This is a genomic window from Streptomyces sp. TRD_SC_5, from assembly GCF_056836825.1.
On the sequence record NZ_JBWZZS010000001.1, the window covers coordinates 1596851 to 1614797 of the forward strand.

Genomic DNA, 17947 nt, shown 5'->3' on the forward strand with positions numbered 1-17947 from the left:
TGCTTCCGTGCGCCTGCGTGCGCCCTGCTGACGGGCGGCTGCCACGCCTACGTTCATGTGGCATGAACTGGCGCAGGATTTGGCCCTATTGGGGGCTCGTCTTATTCATCGTCGCCATCGCAGCCTGGCTGTCGTCGGACATCGGCCCCGCGGGTCTGTCCGTGCTCTTCGCGCTGAGCTTCCTGTGGTTCCTGTTCCAGGCGCCGATTCCCTGTGGCGCCCCCATCCGCAGAGCCGGCGAGGTCTGCCGGAACAACGCCCACGGTCTGCTGCGCGGTTGCCACTACGAGCGGCACAAGTGGAAGCGCCTGCGCACCCTCGTCGTGCACCCGCAGTTACGCCGTACGGGTCGCGAGCTCTTCTCCGACCCGAAGGTCAGCCTGGCCAGCGTCGGAGCAATCGTCGCTCTCCTCTCCACAGCAGTGACCACCACGATCACTGTCTTGGGCAAAGGTGGATCCTGATGGGTACGTCGACGCCCTGGAGAGGGCCTGGCGGACGCAGTGGTACGGGCAGGTCGTGGGCGGATCTCGGCCGACGCCTGGGCCGGCCGCCAGAAGGCCGCCCGGAGCCTCAGGAAGCTGCCGCAATCGCTTGCATCTCCGTCCTCCAGGACACTCTGCGCAGCGACCCGCAGTCGTTCGGGCTGGCAGCGGCATCAAGGCAGGCCGGGTCACGGCTCGTCGACGTACTCGATCAGTTGGTCACCGACGGTCCAGCGGCCCTGACCACGGCTCCCCATGTCACCTTCGCCGATCCGGGCGCCGCTTTCGTCTCCGAGTTCAGCCGGAGGGTGACCGGCGACGGCACGACCCTCGTCGACGCAGCCGTACGCCGCGCCGCGGCGCAGAGCGGGCATCGCCTCGTCTCCGTGCACCCGGAGGTCCTGCACGATCGAAACCGTGGCTTCCCCGGTGACCTGCTGTGCCTGCTCTATCAATGGTTCTTCGCCGATCTGGTGACAGAGTTCCTGCGCTCTTTCATCGCCGGCCACGTCGCCCTCGCCGTACCCCTGCTGCCTGCCGTCGATCCCAGCGGAGAGATAACCGACGCGATCGCCGATCAGATACTGGAGCTCGTCCCCGACCCTTGCGAAGAAGCAGCTCGGCTGGAGCCGCGCGCCCAGGCCGTCGTCACCGGGGAATCCGAGGCCGCTGTCCCGCTCTCGGCGATCGCACGCGACCTGGTCCCGGGCACGCTGGGGAAGGCTCTCGGGCTGACCATGGACCTGACCGGCACCCCGGAGGCAGCCGTATGAGCGCCGACGCTCCGTACCGTTTCTGGTGGCGCTCGCACCAGGGCGAGGAGCCCACCGCACCGGGGTGGCACACAATCGGCAGCGCCGGATTCCGGGAGCGGGAAGCCCGTATCACCGGGCACCAGTACCTGCACGCCTTGGCGCCGGACTGGTCCGACGACCTGCTGCGGCTTGCACGCGCCGCCTTCCTCGCCGACAAACTCGCCTCCCGCGACCGGGCCTTCGACCGCTGGACGCGCCGTCTCACCCTGTCCGTTCCTGTCAGCGATCCCATCCGCTGGAGCGGTACGTCCGCCGCCCTGGCCGCCGCCCTGCTGCAGATGCTCACCGGCGACCACTGGGACATACGCCCGCGAGCCCTGCGCACCCCGCCGACACAACCTCCGATCCCGCTGGGCGAGGACTGGAGGGCCAGCGAAGTCGCTCTGTTCTCCGGCGGGTTGGACTCTCTCAGCTGGGCGGCGCAGCGGGCCACGACCACCACAGGCGGGTTGCTGCTCTTCGTCACCTTCGCCGAGCCCAAACTCGAGTTCGTTCAGCACGCCGCGCATGACGCCGTGACCCGTCTCGCCGAGGCATCCGGCCGCAGGGTCCGCCATGCGACCGCGCGGCAGGTGCTGGGCGGCCGGGACGGTCGGTCGGCAGAGCGCTCGTCACGATCCCGTGGACTGCTGTACGCCGCCACCGCGGTCCGGGCCGCTGCCGCGAGCGGTGTTTCCACGGTCCACCTCCCCGAGAACGGGCAGCTCGCCCTGAACCCGCCCCTGACCGCGGCTCGCGCATCCGCCCTGTCGACCCGGTCCGTCCATCCATGGACCCTGCATCTACTCAACCGCCTCATCGGCACGATCGGCGGCGCCGTCACGGTGAACAATCCGCTGTCCAGCCTCACCAAGGGCGAAGTCTGCCAGGCTGCACGCGCCTGCGGCCTGTCGCCGTACGACCTGGGGGCGACGCTCAGCTGCGGCAGGCCGCCCCGTCGCCTCCGAAACTCCCAGCACACAAATTGCGGTATCTGCTTTCCCTGCCTGATCCGCCGTTCGGGCCTCCTCGCAGCGAACGGCCAAGACAGAACCGACTACGAGGCGTCCCCCACCGAGCCCGAACTGCGCCGCGACCGCACAGTCGACTGGCAGTCGCTGCGCCGCTGGCTGGAAGCCCCGTACAGCGCCCTTGACCTGATCGCCGACCAGCCGCTGCCTCCCGGTACTGACCCGCAGCCCTGGCTGGAGGTGATCGAACGGGGCCGAGTCGAGCTGAGCACCCTGGTGGCGTCGGTGTGAGCCGACCGCGCCAGGACTGAAGGTGTTTGCGCGTTTCCTCACCAGCCCTCCGCAGCTCACCCGTACCCGTTACGATCAGACCTGGGGGTTTTTGCCGCTCTGAGCAGCGGCGATCAGCGCGGATCGGACGAAGCGGGGACGGCGACATGCAGGACGGCCGGTGGACGACGGTCACCGATTCCGAATTCGAGCACGAGCGCCGGGGCCTGGAAGCCATCCGCAGGGAACTGCCGGGCACTGAGCCGTGGCGGGCCTGGTCGAACTTCACCTTCACCGCGCACTCCGGCCACGTCCGCGAAGTGGACCTGCTGGTCGTCTCGCCCGGCGGGGTGCACCTGGTCGAGCTGAAGGACTGGCACGGTTCGGTCGAGTCCCGTAACGGCGGCTGGCTGCAGACCCAGCCCAGTGGGCGGCAGATCTCCCACGGCAACCCCCTCCACCTGGCAAACAAGAAAGCCAAGGAACTGGCCGGGCTGCTGGCGCAGAACGGCGAGCGGGTGTGGGTGTCGGAGGCGGTGTGCTTCACCGACTCCTCGCTGAAGAACCGCCTGCCCGCCCACGACCAGCACGGCGTCCACACCGTCAAGCAGCTCCTCGACATGCTCCAGGAGCCTCCGCGCGACGAGCGGCGCCGGATCGACGCCACGAAGTCGCGCGCGATCAAGGTGGCGCTGGAGCGGGTCGGCATCGCTCGCAGCGACGCCGAGTACAAGGTCGGCCCGTATCTGCTGCACCGGAAGTCCTTCGACTCGGGCCCTACCTGGGCGGACTACCTGGCCCACCACAGCGAGCTGCCGGAGGCGGCCCGCATCCGCGTGTATCTGCGCGAGCGCGGTTCCGACGCGGGGCTGCGTGCCTCGGTGGAGCGGGCGGCGCGGCGCGAGGCGGCGGTGCTGCGGCATTTCCGGCACCCCGGTGTCGTACAGCTGAAGCAGTACGACCCGTCCGGGCACTCGGCAGGCCCCTCGCTGATCTTCGATTACGATCCGCGGACGCTGCGGCTGGACGAGTACCTGGTCCAGTACGGCGAGAAGCTGGACATCCTCGCCCGCACGGCGCTGGTGCGCCAGCTCGCGGAGACGGTGCGCTCGGCGCACAGCCGGCGGATCTATCACCGCACGCTGGCCGCGCGGGCGATCCATGTGATGCCGCGCGGCCGGAGCCGCGCGGCGGGCTCGGACAGCGACGAGGCCGGCTGGCTCACTCCGCACCTGCAGATCTCGGACTGGCAGGTCGCGGTGCAGCGCAGTTCCGAGCACGGCGCGCAGGGCGGCAGGGAGCGTTTCGCACCGACCTCCTTCTCGCGGGCCGGGGCGCATCTCGCCGAGGGCGCGGACCCGTATCTGGCACCGGAGCTGACCGCGCTGAAGGCCGATCCGGTGGCGCTGGACGTGTACGGCCTGGGAGTGCTGGCTTATCTGCTCGCGACCGGGCAGGCTCCGGCCGCCAGCCAGGCGGAGCTGCTCGCTCGCTATGAGGCGGGTGAGGGGCTGCGGCCGAGCGCGCTGGTGGACGGGCTGTCGGAGGACATCGACGACCTGGTGCAGGCCGCGACCGCCTTCAAGCCGGAGCAGCGGCTGTCCTCGGTGGGCGAGTTCCTGGAGATGCTCGAAGTCGTCGAGGAGACGCTGACCGCACCCCCGACCCCTGCCCCGGCCCCCTCCCCTGCCGCCGCACCGGCTCCGCGTCTGGCCGCCCCTGAGAAAGACCCCCTGGAGGCGGTCGCGGGCGATGTGCTGGTGGGCCGCTGGGAGGTCAGGCGGCGGCTGGGCACCGGTTCGACGAGCCGGGCGTTCCTGGTACGCGACCTTCAGGCCGACCCGAAGGCACCCCCCTCCAAGAGGTTCGCGGTGCTGAAGGTCGCACTGTCGGACAGCCGGGGCGAGGTGTTGGCCCGCGAAGCCGAGGTGATGGGGCGGCTGCGCGCCGATTCCCGGATCATCCGGCTCATCGAGCCGGAGCCGCAGCGGATCGGGCCCCGCACGGTCCTGATCATGGAGTACGTCGGCGACGAGCGCGAGGCCGACGCCACCCCCTCCGCGCCCGGCGCCCCTAAGCGCAAGCGCCGTGAGGAGACGGTCGCCCGTCAGCTGCGGGATTCCGGCCGGCTGTCGGTGGACCAACTGGAGGCGTACGGCGACTATCTGTTCGGCGCAGTGGACTTCCTTGAGGGCGAGGGGGTGTGGCACCGCGACATCAAGCCGGACAACATCGCGATCCGCATCCGCCCGAACCGCACCCGCGAGCTGGTCCTGATCGACTTCTCGCTGGCGGGCTATCCGGTGAAGGAGACCGCGGCCGGCACGGACGGCTACTTGGATCCCTTCATCGGCACCCTCACCGACCGGTCTGTGTACGACGCCCATGCCGAGCGGTACGCCGTCGCCGTCACCTTGCACGAGATGGCCTCGCGGGAGCTGCCGGTGTGGGGCGGCGGCAAGGTGTCGCCGCGACAGACGGACGCGGAGAAGGAGCCGTATCCGACTATCGCGGCCGAGGCGTTCGACCCGGCGGTCCGCGACGGCCTGATCGCGTTCTTCAAGAAGGCCCTGCACCGGGACGCGGCTCAGCGTTTCAGTGACCTGAAGCCGATGCGTGACGCCTGGAAGAAGATCTTCCTCGCGATGGACGAGGCGAAGCCGTCCTCGCGCCGCTCCCGGAACGGAGCAGCGGTGGCGGCCGCTGCGGCTCAGGACGAGGCGGCCGAGGCCACGGGCGCGGTGATCGCCGAGGCCGAGGAGGAGACTGCCGAGCAGCAGCGCGACCGGCAGGCGGCGGAGGCGGTCCGTACGACACCCATCTCGGCATCGGGTTTGAGCCCGGCCGCGGAGTCGTTCGTGTACGGGCTTCGAGTGAACACGGTCGGCGAGCTGCTCGACTACAGCCAGCGGCAGCTCGTCAACGCGCCCGGCCTGGGCGCCAGGACCCGCAAGGACGTCCTGAGCCGTATCAAGCAGTGGCGGCAGCAACTGTCCGAGCAGCCCGCCGCTCCGCTCACCGCGGAGGGCCGCAAGGCCGCGAAGGAGGAACTGTCGGCGGCGGAGGTCGCGCTCACCGACGCGATGGTGGCGGAAGGCAGCGTGGGCGCGCTGCCCGAGCGAGCGTTGCAGTCGCTCAGCCTGGACGCCCTCGCGACGCTGTTCGTACCGGAGTTGAGGAAAGAGGGCGGGAACCACAACGAGTGCGAGATGGTGCGCCTGCTGCTGCGCCTGCCGAACGGGCAGGGCGTCCTACCCGAGATCGGGGTCTGGCCGAAGCAGAAGGACGTCGCGGACAAGCTGCACCTGTCGGCGGGCCGGATCCCGCAGATGCTGAAGACGCAGCGCACTCGCTGGAAGAAGCTGCCGGCCGTGCAGGCTCTGCGCTCCGAGATCCTGGAGCTGCTGCGGGATCTCGGCCGGGTCGCTTCGGCGGCGGAGATCGCGGACGCGCTGGCTGTACGGCGCGGCACGCGCCTCCAGGAGCGGGAACAGCGCCGAGCCCTGGCACTGGCCGCAGTGCGGGCGGTGGTGGAGGTGGAACAACTCGCCCCGGAGGACGCCCCGTTCCAGCATACGGCCAACCGTGACGCGGCCGACGAGGGCATGGGCGCGGGCCTGCTCGCGCTGGAGGTCGGCGACGGCGACGCCCCGGACACCCCGTCGGCGCCCGGCCTGCTCACGTACGCCCAGAAGCTGGGCCGGGCTGCGGACCGGCTGGCGAAGCTGGAGACGCTGCCGACCGCCGCGACCGTACTCGGCGAGCTCACGGCGATTCCCGCGCCGAGCGGGGTCGTGGAGTGGGACGAGCGGCGGCTGGTCGAGGTGGCTGCGGCTGCCTCCCGAAATGCCGCCGCCACGCCTCGACTTGAGATCTACCCGCGCAATCTCTCTCTGGTTCGGGCTCTGCGCCTGACCCAGGCGGGGCTGGTACGGCTGGTCCCCGGGCTGGCGGAGGTGCACCAGCCGGGGCTGACGGGCAGCGAGGTGCACGAGCGGGTGCGGGCGCGCTTCCCAGAGATCCTGGACGCACGCGGCGGACATGCGTTGCCCACGGGCGGCGCACTGACCAAGGCGCTCCAGAAGGCCGGATTCGACCTGGAGCTGTCGACCCGGGAGACCACCCGTACGCAGCGGTATCTGCCGCGCCAGATGGACGGCGGCTCCAGCTATCTGTCCTCGGGCGCCCGCCGGCAGATGACCGGCGTCGCCCCCGCGACCCGCTACTCCGACGACCCGCAGCTCGCGGGCGCGGTGGCCGCGGAGGAGCGGCTGGTCGGCTCGGCGCGACGGGACGGCTTCCGGATACTGACGGTACGGACGGGGCGTGCGCAGGATGCCGTACGGGAGTTGACGGGCGAACGCTTCGACGGCGAGGCGGTGTCGGTGACCGACCTGTTCCTGCGGGCGATGCACGAACAGGTGGACCCGCGGCCCAAGCCGACCTGGGAGACGATCCTGCGGGCGGATGTAGCGGAGCCCGGGTCGAAGGCGGCGATGAAGTTCGCCGAGTACGCGCGGACGGCGTGGGGTGTGCTGGAGCCCCGGGTGAGCGCACTGCTGTCGGCGGGGGGCCCGGGTCCCCGAATGCCGGTGGTCCTGACGGACGCGGGTGCGTTCGCGCGGTATGACGCGATGGGCGTGCTGGACCGGCTGGCCGAGCAGGCGCGGGGCGGCGGGCGCGGGCTGTGGCTGCTGTGCCCGCAGAGCGACCCTGCGCGGCCGCCGCGGCTGGGGACGACGGCTGTGCCGTACCAGGCGGGGCTTGGCGAGTGGATTGTGCTGCCGGACTCCTGGGTGACGAATGCCCACCGGGCCGGCGAAATGGCTGTAACGACAACTGGAGATGTGGCGACGTGATCGACCGCAAGGCACTGCTGGTGGACCTGATCAAGCAGGTCAAGGCGGTCGAGGTGGACCTCGGCAATCAGGTCAAGGCCGGCGAGGCGGTTCTCAAGCCGCTGCGCGCGGAGTACGAGAAGGCGCGTAAGGCCGCCGAGACGCCGGAGGCCGCACCGGTGTGGGGTCCCTGGCTCGAGGCGCTGCTGGCCGAGGCGTCGGAGGAACGCGCGGACCGCGTCCGGGTGGCAGAGGCGGTCGCGGGGCGGCTGCGGGCCGAGTACGACCTGGCTTTCAAGCTCGGTCGCACAGGGGAGACCTGGAACTCCTGGCTGTACGGGGCTCCCAAGGTGTCTGGCCGCGTCAACCAGGTCGCGGTGGCGTGGGTCCTTGGCACGGTGTTCGTGCGGTTCTGCGAGGACAACCGGCTCATTCCGGAGCCGTATCTGGCTGGCGCGGAGCCTGAGCGCCGGGACCTCGCGGAAGCCCGGTATGCACAGTACGTCGACGAGGACGCGGATCCGACCTACCGGGGCTGGCTGGAACGGGCGTTCTCGGAGCTGGGCGCGGGCCAGGCCGGGAAGCTGCTCTTCGACCGGCGGCACAACCCTCTGTATCAGATCCCGCTGTCGCACGACGGAGCGCGGGCGATCATCGACTTCTGGCGCGAGCGGGACGAAGCGGGCGTCCTTGTCCACGATTTCACCGACCCGCTGAACGCGGACGGCACGGAGGGCTGGGACACGCGATTCCTGGGCGACCTATACCAGGACCTGTCGGAGACAGCGAGGCAGATGTACGCGCTGCTCCAAACCCCGGAGTTTGTCGAGGAGTTCATCCTCAATCGGACGATGAACCCGGCGGTACGGGAGCTGGGCGGCCGGTTCGGCGAACTGAGAATGATCGACCCGACATGCGGGTCGGGACACTTCGTGCTGGGCGCGTTCCGGCGGATGGTGCGGTTGTGGGCGGAGAAGCAGCCGGGGAAAGAGCTGCACGAGCGAGTACGGGCGGCGCTCGACTCGGTGCATGGGGTGGACGTAAACCCGTTCGCGGTGGCTGTGGCTCGATTCCGGCTGCTGATGGCTGCGATGGCGGCGGCGAACGTACGCACGCTGGCGGAGGCTAACAAGTACGACTGGCCAGTCCACTTGGCGGTGGGCGACTCGCTCATCAAGGACCGACAGCTTGAGCTGGAGCTCATCGGCGAGGAGTCGGGAGACCCGCTGGTGGAGTTCGCGTACGCGACGGAAGACAGGCATGAACACAAAGGGATTCTGGATCCCGGGCGGTACGACGTGGTGGTGGGGAACCCGCCGTACATCACAGTCAAGGACAAGAGCCTAAACGATTTGTACAAGGAGCTGTACAAATCGTGCGCGAGACAGTATCAACTTTCAGTCCCGTTCGCTGAACGATTCTTCCAACTAGCCAAAACAGGAAAAGTAGACGGCAGCGAATCCGGAAGAGTCGGACAGATCACCTCGAACGGCTTCATGAAGCGAGAGTTCGGAAAGAAACTAATTGATGAGTTCTTCGCAAATTCAATCGAGCTTACGGAGGTTATTGATACCTCAGGGGCCTACATCCCGGGCCACGGAACTCCGACAGTAATCCTCATTGGGCGACGTAATAAGTATGGGCGCTCGACGACCGTCCGAACAGTGATGGGCGTGCGAGGAGAGCCAGGGTTCCCCACGGATCCTGCGCATGGCCATGTCTGGCGAGCGATTACCAACCAAGTCGACAATCCCGGCTCGGAGAGCGAATGGGTAAGCTCCGCAGACACGCCTCGAGTCAAGTTGTCCAAGCACCCATGGAGCCTTACTGGCGGCGGCGCATCCGAATTGCGCGACCAGCTCGAGTTCACCAGGAACTCGAGACCATTTAAACAATTCGTCGCCGACTCGGGTAATATGCTAAACACCCGGGAAGATGACGCGTACATTACACGTGGAGCAATAAGGCGCGCGGGCCTCCCTGAGGAACTAACCCGACGCATGGTCGAAGGGTTCGATATTCGCGACTGGGCTCCCCAAGGGTCCGCAGAGGTGATTTTTCCATACGGCCCTTCTGGCGAGCATCGAGAGCTCAGCTTGCAGGAGCTGAAGGCTCTCTGGCCTTCCAAGTCGCTACTGCGCGTGAGAAAGTCTCTCTCTGGCACACAGGAAGAGCGAGGGCTCGCATGGTACGGGTATTCCTCCTTCTCACCTCGACGCTATACGACCAAGAATCTGCTTGTATTTACCCTAGTCTCAACTCACCAGCATTTCCTTCTGCGAAATGCGGAAGAAATCTACTCCCAAGCAGCAACGGTTGTCACACTCAATGAGGGGCCCTTCGCAACGATAATGGGGACACTAGGGATCCTCAACAGCTCCACTGCATGTTTTTGGCTCAAACAGGTAAGCCAGCCAAAAGCGGGCGGCGGCAACGGGCGTGGAATGCAGGACGAGGCATGGGAGGAGCGCTACGAATTTACCGGAACCAAGCTGAAGGAGTTCCCCCTCCCTGTCGAGAACCCCACCGCCCTCGGCTCCAGTCTCGGCACCCTCGCCGAGGAGCTAGCAAACGTTAGCCCTTCCGCCCTCGCCGCCACCGACACTCTCACCGCCACGTCTCTACGCGACGCCTACTCCAAGTGGAAGTCCACCCGGGCCCGGATGATCGCACTCCAGGAGGAGCTGGACTGGCAGGTGTACTCGCTCTACAACCTGCACGGCGAAGACCTGCGTTCGCCCGATATCGAAGTACCCGAACTCGCCCTTGGGGAGCGGGCATTCGAAATCGTACTGGCGCGTAGAGTTGAACAAGGCGAAGCCTCCACCGAGTGGTTCAAGAGGCACGGGTCCACGCCTATCACCGAACTGCCCGCGCACTGGTCGGACGCTTACAGTGCCACCGTCCAGAAGCGGATCGAGGCGATCGAGTCGTCCCGCGCCATCGGTATGATGGAGCGCCCCGAGTACAAACGCCGCTGGGCAACCGAAGGTTGGGACGCACTCCGGGACCGCGCCCTCCGTTCCTGGCTGCTGGACCAGATCGAGGCGCGCGAGCTGTGGTTCCAGGGCGAGCAGCCCACCCTCCTCACCCGCGCACAGCTCACCGACGCACTCTCGCGCGACGAAAACTTCGTGTCCGTCGCTGCCATCTACGCGCCCCGCAAGGAGCTCGCGACCGTCGTCGCCGACCTCCTCGCCGACGAGCACGTGCCCTTCCTCCCCGCCCTGCGCTACAAGCCCACCGGCCTGAAGAAGCGCGCCGACTGGGAGCACGTCTGGGACCTCCAGCGCCAGGAGGACGCCGCCCCAGACGAGCCGGCCAAGCGAAAGATCCGTGACACGATCCCCGTCCCGCCGAAGTACACCTCCGCCGACTTCCTCAAGACGTCGTACTGGCGAGCCCGAGGCAAGCTCGACGTGCCGAAGGAGCGGTTCATTTCCTATGCCACTGGCGCAATCTCCGGCACCCCCGACCTGTTCGGCTGGGCGGGCTGGGATCATCGGGAGCAGGCGCAGGCGCTGACCACGTACTTCACCAACCACGAGGGGCTCTCCTCCGAAGAGTTGACCCCGCTCCTGGGGGGCCTGCTGGAAATCCAGCCCTGGCTCACCCAGTGGCATGGCGAGTTCGATCCGCTGTACGGCGGCTCCCCCGCGGACTTCTTCGCCGGTTACCGCTCGCAGATCCAGGGCGAGCACGGCTTGACCGACGACGACCTGCGCGCCTGGCTGCCCGCCTCGGCCGCCCGTCGCGGCCGGAAGCCGGCCGGAAGCTGATCACCCCGGTGCGTGCCCCTCCCCCTCCGGAGAGGGGCACGCACCGTCCCGTACGGTCAGCGGCTCGGCGGCGGGCACCCGCAATCCCGGCCCCTCGTCGAGCCCGAGTACGACCGCGAGCCCGCCCGAGGCGTACCGCTCCCCCCGCACGCTGCGGACCGTGCGCCACACTCCCCACACCCGTACGGACTGCCCAACCCGGACCGTGACCGCCGCAACCTCCACTTCGGCGGGCGCGACCACGAAGTCCGGGGCCTTCAACGTCGCCCACACCGTCTTGCCGATTCCGCACTCACGCTCCTGGACACCCCACTCGTGAGCCACCGCCTCGACGAGCAGCAGCCCGCGCCCGTGCGTCTCACCCTCGCCCGGTGCCCGCACCTCAGGCGTACCCGCCCCCGCGTCGCTCACCTCCAGCCGCAGGAGTCCGTCTTCCACCTGGCGCACAATCCGCACCCCGACCAGCCGGTCCTTCGGCACCCGCACCCGCAGCGCGTTGGTCACCAGCTCTGAGAGCGCCAACTCCGCGTCATCCACGAGAGCTTGATCTGCACCCCAGCCACCGAGCACTGCATGCAGCAGCGCCCGCGCTCTGGGAACGCTGCTGCGGCGCCGTGCCAGCCGGAAGGTAACTTCGTTCTCTGCAGCCATGGCATCCCCCAGAGGGTTGATGTTCGGCCGGAATCCCCTTGGTCAGAGGCGCAGTTGAGCCCGGGGATGCCGATATCCACGGCCAGCAGGATGCGCACGCACCGCGCGAATCTGCAACGTTGCCGATTAGATCCAACCCAATGTTCCCCATTTCGAGTTAATCTCGGTCCGCTACGGCCGCTGCTCTGCTAGAAGGTGTTGGCATGCCTACTAACAGCGCCACCCCGAACCCATCAACCGTCCTCGGCCGCCAACTTGGCGACGAGTTGCGCCGGTTGCGCGAGGCGTCAGGGTTAACAACCACCCAAGCAGCCGAGGCCATCGACTGCACCAAGGGCAAGATCAGCCGGATTGAGAACGGCCGGGTGGCAGTCCGACTCCCCGACCTAACAGCGATGTTGCACGCTTACGAGGTGTCGGACCCAGACCTCAAGGGTCGACTTAGCGCACTGGCTCGAAAGGCGAACCGCCGTCGCAGGGAAGGATGGTGGAACCAGTACGGATCCGTCCTCGCCGACACGTATCGCGACTACATCGCACTGGAAGCCATGGCCGGATCGATCCGCACGTTCCAGGCGCAGCTTGTCCCCGGCTTGCTTCAGACCCCGGACTACATCCGGGCCGTCACCGTAGCCTCTCGGCAGTGGCAGACCGCAGACGAGATCGAGAGGTTCGTCCAGGTACGCCTCGCCCGCCAGGAACGCCTCGCGGACGGCTCGCACCTGCACCTCTGGGTCGTCCTGTCAGAAGCCGTACTCCTCCAACAGGTCGGCGGAGCACAGATCATGAACACGCAGCTACACCACTTGCTGACCGCCTCCGAGAACCCCAACGTGACCATCCAGGTACTGCCGTTCTCCCGTGGAGCCCATGCGAGTATGTTCGGCCCGTACGTAGTGTTGGGATTCGCCGAGGAGGGGGCGCTCGACGTGGTGCTGGCGGACAATCCGACCGGTTCCATGTGGCTGGAGCGGGAAGAGGAAGTCGCCCGATACCAGGACCTGTTCGACGCCGCACGCACGTCCGCGCTCTCGCCGGTGGAATCCCGTGCCGTCATCCATCGCAGGGCCAAGGAGCACAGACCATGAAGAGCGCACACCACGGCACGCCAGACCTGTCAGGCGCGAGGTGGCGCAGCAGCACGTACAGCGGCGGCAACAACGAATGCGTTGAGGTGGCCGACAACATTCCCCACGTCGTCCCCGTCCGCGACAGCAAGCGCCCCGCCGGCCCTGTGATCGGCGTCAGTCGCGACGCCTGGCGCGCATTCGTCACTCAGCTCCGCTGAGGCGGGTTGCCGCACGCGCCCGCTGCGTTCAAAGGCTGCCGACCGCTGGCGGAAAACGTGGAGTCCCGGACAGGCCGTGCCACTAAGTAGCACAGTGCGGCACAACCCGCGATAGCGTGGGCTTATGACCGCACAGCCTGAGATCACCCAGCGCGACCTCCGCAACAGGTCCAAAGAGATCATGGATGCCGTCCAGGGCGGTCAGTCGTTCACCGTTACCCGCGACGGGCACCAAATCGGCGAGCTGATCCCACTGCGGCGCCGCAGGCGGTTCGTCTCTCGCGGAGAGTTCGCGGCGATGTCGCGTACCGCTTCCGACATCTCGCTGGACGCGTTCCGCGCGGACCAGGACCGGACAGCCGAGCAGGAGACGGACGCCCCTCATGCCCGTTGAAGAGCTGGTGGAACACCCGCAGGGCCTACTCGACACCAACATCATGATCCTGCGCCGGTGGGTGGACCCCGCAGAGCTGCCGGCCGAGATGGCGATCAGTGCCATCACGCTTGCCGAGCTGTCCGCAGGACCGCACGAGGTTCGCAGGAACGAGGAGCAGTCCGACTACGACGAGCACACCGAGCGGGCCCGCAGGCTCGACGTGCTCCAGCGCGCGGAGAACGAGTTCGATCCGATCCCCTTCGGCGCGGAGGCCGCCCGTATCTACGGCAGGGTCTGCGCCGGCCTCATCACCTCAGGACGCAAGCCCCCGCGACGGATCGCGGACCTGATGATCGCGGCCATCGCCGTCGCCGAGGGGCTACCGCTGTTCACCACCAACCCTGCTGCCTTCAAGGGACTGGACGACCTCCTCACCGTGGTCCCGGTGACGCGCCCCAAGGTGCTCCACGACCGGTGACCCGGGCGGATCGCCCTCCTCCCCGCCCCCCAGCGCCTCGTACCCTTGTACGACGGCAAAGAGAATGGAACGGAAGCAGCAGACCATGGCCACCACCGCGCCCCCGGCCCCCCTCCTCCGCGATGTCATCGACATCAAGCCGTCCATCTCCACCTCCGACTTCGTTCTGAAGCTCGCCGAGGCGGTGACCGACGAAGGCGCGGCCCGTGCACTCAAGGACTACGTCGTCACCGAGCGGCTCCTCGAAAACTTTGACGAGGCCCTCGGCCTGATCAAGGCCTCGCTGGACGGGCACACATCGAAGGCCGCGTATCTGCACGGCTCGTTCGGTTCCGGTAAGTCGCACTTCATGGCCGTACTGCACGCCCTGCTCAGGGGCGACCAGACGGCCCGCTCCCGTACTGAATTCGACTCGGTCCTTGCCAAGCACGAGTGGCTGATCTCGGAGTGCCGGCGGTTCCTGCTCGTGCCGTATCACGTGCTCGGGGCGAAGTCCCTGGAGCAGCGGGTCCTCGGCGGATACGTCAGCCATGTCAAGGCCCTGCACCCCGAGGCGCCCACCCCGCAGGTGTACCGCACCGACTCGCTCTTCGAAGACATCCGGTCCCATCGCTACCGGATGGGCGACGAGAAGTTCATCGAAGGGCTCAGCGGAGCCGAGGGCACCGCAGCCACCACCACCGTCGATGACGAAGACGACGACGAGTGGGGCGAGCCGTTCGCCTGGACCCCGGCGCTGCTCGACACCGCGCTCGCCGCGGAGGAGCTGGACGGCGGCGAGGTCAACCTCAACCTGGTCAACCCAAGCACCCCTCCTGAGCTGCGCGCCAAGCTGGTGCACGACGCGAGCGCCACCTGGTTCCCCGGGTTCGCCAAGAACGCCGCCGAGGATGAGCACGGGTTCATCTCCCTGGACGCCGGCCTCGGCGTCATCGCCGAGCACGCCAAGTCGCTCGGCTACGACGGGCTGATCCTGTTCATGGACGAGCTCATCCTCTGGCTCGCCAACCACATCCACGACCAGAAGTTCGTCTCCCGCGAAGCCGACAAGATCACCAACTTTGTCGAGGGCGCGGACTCTCGCCGTGCCATCCCGATCGTGTCCTTCATCGCCCGCCAGCGCGACCTGCGCGAACTGGTCGGCGAGGAGACCTCGGGGGCCGCCGAGACCGCGATCCAGGACAGCCTCAACCTGGCCTCCGGCCGCTTCGACAAGATCACGCTGGAGGACCGCAATCTCCCGCAGATCGCTCACGCCCGGCTGCTGAAGCCGAAGGACGACGAGGCCGCAGTCAAGCTGAACGCCGCGTTCGCGAAGATCAAGCGGGTCGGGCCGCGAGTCTGGGACGTACTGCTCGGGTCGGACGAGGGGACCACCGGCGCCGATGAGGAATCCTTCCGGCTGACGTACCCCTTCTCGCCCGCCTTCATGGACACCCTGGTCCACATCTCCTCCGCGCTGCAGCGCTCCCGGACCGGTCTGAAGCTGATGGGACAGCTGCTCGCCAACCACCGGGACGACGCAACGCTTGAGCAGTTGATCCCGCTCGGCGACCTCTACCCGGTCATCGCGGACGGCGGTGACAGGCCGTTCGTGGACACCCTGAAGGTGGAGTTCCAGGCGGCGGACAAGCTGTACCGGACCAAGCTGCGGCCGTACCTCCTCGGCGTGTACGAGATCACCGAGGAGGACATCGAGCGCTACCGCCACCGGCGCGGGGCCATCACCGACCAGCAGCTCGCACAGCGGTGCACCGCCTTCACCGGCGACAACCGGCTGATGTGCACGCTGCTGCTGTCCGCGCTCGCGCCCAGCGTGCCCGCCCTGCGCGACCTGACGATCCGTCGGCTCGCCGCACTGAACCACGGCTCGGTCATCACCCCGATCCCCGGTGCCGATGTCGGAGTCATCACGGGCAAGGTCGGCGAGTGGGCGTCCCGCTTCGCCGAGATCAAGAAGACCGGCACCGACGCCAATCCCGGTGTACGGCTCGAACTGGCCGGCGTGGACGTGGACTCCGTCATCGCCAACGCCAACGTCAACAACAACAGCCACAACCGCCGCACTCTCGCCAAGCGCCTCCTCGCCGAGGAGCTGGGCGTGGATCTCCAGGACCGGATGGGCGCCGACGACCTCAGGCTCGTCTGGCGCGGCTCGAACCGGACTCTGGAAGTCGTCTTCGGCAACATCGCCGACGACGACGACCTGCCCGACCACGAGTTCGCCCCCAGCCAGGACGGCCTGTGGCGGCTCATCATCGACCTGCCCTACGACGAGGGCGAGTACGGCCCCCGCGAGGACGCCAACCGGATGCGCGCGATGCGTGAACTGCCCGGCGAACGGCCGCGCACCGTGGGCTGGATCCCCACCCATCTCTCGGTCTCCCGCTACCGCGACTTCGAGCGCCTGGTCACCATCGACTACGCGCTCGCCGACGACCGGCGCTTCGACACTCAGTACGCCGCCCACCTCAACGCCGACAACCGGGCCCGGGCCAAGGCGCTGCTCGAAGGGCAGCGCGAACAGCTCACCAAGACCGTGAAGGCCGCGTTCAAGCAGGCGTACGGCTGCGCGGACAAGCTGGCCAGCGATGTGGACGTGTCCTTCGACGACCACTTCGAGGCATTGCCCGACGTGCCCGAACTCCGCGTCTCCATCGGGCAGCCGCTGCGGGACGCCGCCAGGCATGTGGCGGGCAAGCTGCTCGCCCACCAGTACCCGGCCCACCCGGACCTCGACCCGGACGACACCAAGACCGCCGTGAAGCCCGCCGATGCGCGGACCGTCTTCGCACACGTACGGACCGCGAGCGAGGCCCCCGACCGGCAGGCCGAGATCCCCGCCAAGGACCGGACCGCGATGCGCCGGATCGCCGCGCCGCTGGGCCTGGGCCAGCAGAAGGAGGCGTACTTCCGGCTCTCCACCCGCTGGGTGGACCACTTCGGTCTGCAGGCCCGGGGTGAGGGCGTCACCGGCGACCGGAGCGTCGTACGGCTCACCGAATGGCTGGACCGGCCCGAGCCGATGGGTCTGGAGCCCTTCCTCGCCAACCTCGTCATCGCTTCCTACGCGGAGCTGGACGACCGCGTGTGGGTGCGGGCCGGATCAGTACTAGACCCGGCTCCCGAGCCCTCCGCCGTCAAGCAGGGCGACGCGCTGCGCGCCCAGCCGCTGCCGGAGGAGACGGATTGGGAGGAGGCCGGGAAGCGGTACTGGGAGATCTTCGGCGAACAGCCGCCGAAGCTGCGTCGGGGCCGGATGGTCAGTCAGTTCGCCCGGATGATCACGGGCAAGGCCCGCGCCTTCCAGCCGCACGCGGCCGATCTTGTACGGGAGCTGGAGAAACACTCCGTACTGCTCGCCCTGGACGGGACGGACGAGGCCGGCAGGCTCGCCATCGCCCGGCGATCGCTCGACCTGCTCAACGAGCTGCTCGGCCTCGACCAGGGCGCTGCCGGCGGTACCGCCGCGGCCAAGCAGATCATCACCGCCTTCGCCGCCTTCGACCTCGGTACGGTCTCGGCCAGCCGCTACGGCGCCTCGATCAAGCAGGCCGAGCGGGTCGCCTCGGCACTGGCCACCGCCGCCTGGGACATGCTGAAACTCGCCCCCGGCTACGGGCCCCAGGGCGAGGCAGTACTGGAGGCGCTGCGCGGCGCGGCCGGCACGGATCAGCTCACCAAGAACCTACGGGAGGCACTACAGGAGGCGCGGGACGGGATCGTCTCCGTCATCCAGCGCAGCAGGGCCGCCGCCACTCCCCTGAAGACCGAGCCAGCGCCCGCGCCATCAGCCTCGCCGCCGCTGACCACGCCTGAGTCGGTGAACCTGAACACCGATACGAGCCACCCGGCCGTGCCCACCCGGATGCCCCTCGGCGGGCCCGCGCGGCGATCGGGCGGCGGCCGGACCACTGCATCAAAGGCGCTGGCCGAACTCCGGACGGAACTCGCCGAGCTGGCGCAGTCCGAACCGGACGCAACGATTGAGATCAGCTGGCGGGTAGTCGAATGAGG

Annotated in this window: 11 protein-coding genes; 10 read left to right on the forward strand and 1 reads right to left on the reverse strand. The window is 68.2% G+C overall.

Annotated features, from left to right (window positions below; translation table 11 throughout):
- Positions 1–62: 62 nt before the first annotated feature.
- From AC1P0E_RS07445 to pglX, 5 genes are all read left to right on the forward strand, one after another.
- Positions 63–464, forward strand: a complete 402-nt coding sequence (locus AC1P0E_RS07445; protein ID WP_482741359.1) for a hypothetical protein — start codon at positions 63–65, stop codon at positions 462–464.
- Complete coding sequence (locus AC1P0E_RS07450) at positions 464–1258, forward strand: hypothetical protein (protein ID WP_482741360.1); 795 nt, start codon at positions 464–466, stop codon at positions 1256–1258. Before AC1P0E_RS07445 ends, AC1P0E_RS07450 begins: the two co-directional genes overlap by 1 nt.
- The gene (locus AC1P0E_RS07455) at positions 1255–2541 is read left to right on the forward strand and encodes a 7-cyano-7-deazaguanine synthase (protein WP_482741361.1); all 1287 of its coding nucleotides are present in this window, start codon (positions 1255–1257) and stop codon (positions 2539–2541) included. The genes AC1P0E_RS07450 and AC1P0E_RS07455 overlap by 4 nt, the downstream gene beginning before the upstream one ends.
- Before the next feature lie 146 nt (positions 2542–2687).
- Positions 2688–7379 carry a BREX system serine/threonine kinase PglW gene (gene pglW / locus AC1P0E_RS07460; protein ID WP_482741362.1) on the forward strand — a complete coding sequence of 1564 codons (4692 nt, stop codon included), beginning with the start codon at positions 2688–2690 and terminating at the stop codon, positions 7377–7379.
- On the forward strand, positions 7376–11137 hold the full coding sequence (gene pglX, locus AC1P0E_RS07465) for a BREX-2 system adenine-specific DNA-methyltransferase PglX (RefSeq protein WP_482741363.1): 3762 nt from the start codon (positions 7376–7378) through the stop codon (positions 11135–11137). The genes pglW and pglX overlap by 4 nt, the downstream gene beginning before the upstream one ends.
- On the opposite strand, the gene AC1P0E_RS07470 is transcribed toward pglX, so the two are convergent.
- Positions 11138–11788: an ATP-binding protein gene (locus AC1P0E_RS07470; protein ID WP_482741364.1), complete on the reverse strand. Its 651-nt coding sequence runs from the start codon at positions 11786–11788 to the stop codon at positions 11138–11140. It lies immediately after the preceding gene.
- Between the two features lie 203 nt (positions 11789–11991).
- On the opposite strand from AC1P0E_RS07470, the gene AC1P0E_RS07475 reads away from it, so the two are divergent.
- The 5 genes from AC1P0E_RS07475 to pglY all read left to right on the forward strand — a co-directional run bounded on the left by AC1P0E_RS07475 (position 11992) and on the right by pglY (position 17945).
- Entirely contained in the window at positions 11992–12876 is an 885-nt protein-coding gene (locus AC1P0E_RS07475; RefSeq protein ID WP_482741365.1) for a helix-turn-helix domain-containing protein, read from the forward strand.
- The gene (locus AC1P0E_RS07480; RefSeq protein ID WP_482741366.1) at positions 12873–13076 is read left to right on the forward strand and encodes a DUF397 domain-containing protein; all 204 of its coding nucleotides are present in this window, start codon (positions 12873–12875) and stop codon (positions 13074–13076) included. The genes AC1P0E_RS07475 and AC1P0E_RS07480 overlap by 4 nt, the downstream gene beginning before the upstream one ends.
- A 124-nt stretch (positions 13077–13200) precedes the next feature.
- Positions 13201–13470: a type II toxin-antitoxin system Phd/YefM family antitoxin gene (locus AC1P0E_RS07485; protein ID WP_482741367.1), complete on the forward strand. Its 270-nt coding sequence runs from the start codon at positions 13201–13203 to the stop codon at positions 13468–13470.
- A complete protein-coding gene (locus AC1P0E_RS07490) occupies positions 13460–13930 on the forward strand; it encodes a PIN domain-containing protein (protein ID WP_482741368.1) in 471 nt (156 codons plus the stop codon). The genes AC1P0E_RS07485 and AC1P0E_RS07490 overlap by 11 nt, the downstream gene beginning before the upstream one ends.
- 64 nt (positions 13931–13994) lie before the next feature.
- On the forward strand, positions 13995–17945 hold the full coding sequence (pglY, locus tag AC1P0E_RS07495) for a BREX-2 system ATPase PglY (RefSeq protein ID WP_482741369.1): 3951 nt from the start codon (positions 13995–13997) through the stop codon (positions 17943–17945).
- Positions 17946–17947 lie beyond the last annotated feature (2 nt).

Bases quoted from the DNA above. Each gene is read 5' to 3' on its own strand.
- AC1P0E_RS07445 (WP_482741359.1), top strand. From the start codon at position 63: ATGAACTGGCGCAGGATTTGGCCCTATTGGGGGCTCGTCTTATTCATC.
- AC1P0E_RS07450 (WP_482741360.1), top strand. From the start codon at position 464: ATGGGTACGTCGACGCCCTGGAGAGGGCCTGGCGGACGCAGTGGTACG.
- AC1P0E_RS07455 (WP_482741361.1), top strand. From the start codon at position 1,255: ATGAGCGCCGACGCTCCGTACCGTTTCTGGTGGCGCTCGCACCAGGGC.
- pglW (WP_482741362.1), top strand. From the start codon at position 2,688: ATGCAGGACGGCCGGTGGACGACGGTCACCGATTCCGAATTCGAGCAC.
- AC1P0E_RS07470 (WP_482741364.1), bottom strand. From the start codon at position 11,788: ATGGCTGCAGAGAACGAAGTTACCTTCCGGCTGGCACGGCGCCGCAGC.
- AC1P0E_RS07475 (WP_482741365.1), top strand. From the start codon at position 11,992: ATGCCTACTAACAGCGCCACCCCGAACCCATCAACCGTCCTCGGCCGC.
- AC1P0E_RS07480 (WP_482741366.1), top strand. From the start codon at position 12,873: ATGAAGAGCGCACACCACGGCACGCCAGACCTGTCAGGCGCGAGGTGG.
- AC1P0E_RS07485 (WP_482741367.1), top strand. From the start codon at position 13,201: ATGACCGCACAGCCTGAGATCACCCAGCGCGACCTCCGCAACAGGTCC.
- AC1P0E_RS07490 (WP_482741368.1), top strand. From the start codon at position 13,460: ATGCCCGTTGAAGAGCTGGTGGAACACCCGCAGGGCCTACTCGACACC.
- pglY (WP_482741369.1), top strand. From the start codon at position 13,995: ATGGAACGGAAGCAGCAGACCATGGCCACCACCGCGCCCCCGGCCCCC.